Genomic DNA, 2,500 nt, shown 5'->3' on the forward strand with positions numbered 1-2,500 from the left:
AATTGGTTGCGGGGACAGGATTTGAACCTGTGACCTTCAGGTTATGAGCCTGACGAGCTACCGGGCTGCTCCACCCCGCGTCAACCGTTGGCGAGCGTTTGCCTAAGCCGGCATTTGCTTGGCCTTTGACCGCCAATTGAAAGGGCCGCTTGCGCGGCCCGGGCTCCCTTTGGCGGGCCTTGATCGTGAAGAGAAGATTGCTGCATCCGCGTGGATGTTGCGTTTGAACGTGCGTTTGGCAGACCTGGCAGCGACCTACTCTCCCGCGTCTTGAGACGAAGTACCATCAGCGCTGGAGCGTTTCACGGCCGAGTTCGGAATGGGATCGGGTGCAGCCGCTCCGCCATAACCACCAGGTCGGCAAAACGCACGTTATTCGAGAAGCTGTTTTTTGTGCCTGGGAAGTTCTTTTAGCCTGGCGCCTTTCGAAGCGAAGCTTCGCAAGGTCGACCGACCGTCGGCGCCGATGCGCCGCACCCACGTAGCGCCGCCCGCAGGGCGGAACAAGCGTGAGTGAGAACAACCCATCTGACTTTGTCAGATGGATATTAGGAATGAGAACGATCAAGCCGATCGAACTATTAGTACCGGTAAGCTTCAAGCGTTGCCGCTCTTCCACACCCGGCCTATCAACGTGGTCGTCTTCCACGGTTCTCAGGGAATACTCGTTTTAAGGTGGGTTTCCCGCTTAGATGCCTTCAGCGGTTATCCCGTCCGGATATAGCTACCCTGCTATGCGGCTGGCGCCACAACAGGTCCACCAGAGATCCGTCCATCCCGGTCCTCTCGTACTAGGGACAGATCCTTTCAATATTCCTACACCCACGGCAGATAGGGACCGAACTGTCTCACGACGTTCTGAACCCAACTCACGTACCGCTTTAAATGGCGAACAGCCATACCCTTGGGACCTGCTCCAGCCCCAGGATGCGATGAGTCGACATCGAGGTGCCAAACAACCCCGTCGATATGGACTCTTGGGGGTCATCAGCCTGTTATCCCCGGCGTACCTTTTATCCGTTGAGCGATGGCCCTTCCACGCGGGACCACCGGATCACTATGACCGACTTTCGTCTCTGCTCGACTTGTCAGTCTCGCAGTCAGGCAGGCTTATGCCATTGCACTCAGCGAACGATTTCCGACCGTTCTGAGCCCACCATCGCGCGCCTCCGTTACTCTTTAGGAGGCGACCGCCCCAGTCAAACTACCCACCATACATTGTCCCGGACCCGGATAACGGGCCGCGGTTAGACATCCATAGTAATAAGGGTGGTATTTCAAGGGTGGCTCCACCTGAGCTGGCGCCCAGGTTTCAAAGCCTACCACCTATCCTACACATGCCACTACGAATGCCAATGTAAAGCTATAGTAAAGGTGCACGGGGTCTTTCCGTCTAACCGCAGGAACCCCGCATCTTCACGGGGAATTCAATTTCACTGAGTCTATGCTGGAGACAGCGGGGAAGTCGTTACGCCATTCGTGCAGGTCGGAACTTACCCGACAAGGAATTTCGCTACCTTAGGACCGTTATAGTTACGGCCGCCGTTTACTGGGGCTTCGATTCAGAGCTTGCACCCCTCCTCTTAACCTTCCAGCACCGGGCAGGCGTCAGACCCTATACGTCGCCTTGCGGCTTCGCAGAGCCCTGTGTTTTTGATAAACAGTCGCTACCCCCTGGTCTGTGCCACCCTCCTCCACTTGCGTGGAAAAGGGTCACGCTTCTTCCGAAGTTACGCGTGCAATTTGCCGAGTTCCTTCAGCATAGTTCTCTCAAGCGCCTTGGTATACTCTACCAGACCACCAGTGTCGGTTTCGGGTACGGTTTATAAGGAGGAGCTATTTCCTGGAACCGCTCCGCTGCCCGTTCAATCCGATAAGATTGGACAACTTGTGCGATCCGTCACTACCTCCAAGCCCACGAATATTAACGTGGTTCCCATCGACTACGCGTTTCCGCCTCGTCTTAGGGGCCGGCTAACCCTGCTCAGATTAGCTTTAAGCAGGAACCCTTGGTCTTTCGGCGGGGGAGTCTCTCACTCCCCTTACGTTACTCATGTCAGCATTCGCACTTCTGATACCTCCACCACCCCTCACGGGTATGGCTTCATCAGCTTACAGAACGCTCCGCTACCGCTCGTGATTGCTCACGAACCCTAAGCTTCGGTGTATGGCTTTAGCCCCGTTACATTTTCGGCGCAAAGACCCTTATTTAGACCAGTGAGCTGTTACGCTTTCTTTAAATGATGGCTGCTTCTAAGCCAACATCCTGGTTGTTTTGGGATCCTCACATCCTTTCCCACTTAGCCATAACTTGGGGACCTTAGCTGTAGGTCAGGGTTGTTTCCCTTTTCACGACGGACGTTAGCACCCGCCGTGTGTCTGCCGACTAGTACTCCCAGGTATTCGGAGTTTGGTTAGGTTTGGTAATCCGGTGAGGACCCCTAGCCCATCCAGTGCTCTACCCCCTGGGGTATTCGGTCGACGCTCTACCTAAATAGAT

General features: G+C 55.1%; 1 tRNA gene and 2 rRNA genes (1 of these 3 cut by a window edge). All 3 read right to left on the reverse strand.

From position 1 onward, the window contains the following. Positions 1 to 3 precede the first annotated feature (3 nt). A tRNA-Met gene (locus LB556_RS31480) sits at positions 4 to 80 on the reverse strand. A gap of 162 nt (positions 81 to 242) precedes the next feature. After that, a 5S ribosomal RNA gene (gene rrf, locus LB556_RS31485) occupies positions 243 to 357 on the reverse strand. Between the two features lie 203 nt (positions 358 to 560). After that, positions 561 to 2,500: ribosomal RNA gene (locus LB556_RS31490) — 23S ribosomal RNA — on the reverse strand; it runs 872 nt beyond the window's last position.

Source organism: Mesorhizobium sp. ES1-4, from assembly GCF_020164745.1.
Lineage (GTDB): Bacteria > Pseudomonadota > Alphaproteobacteria > Rhizobiales > Rhizobiaceae > Mesorhizobium.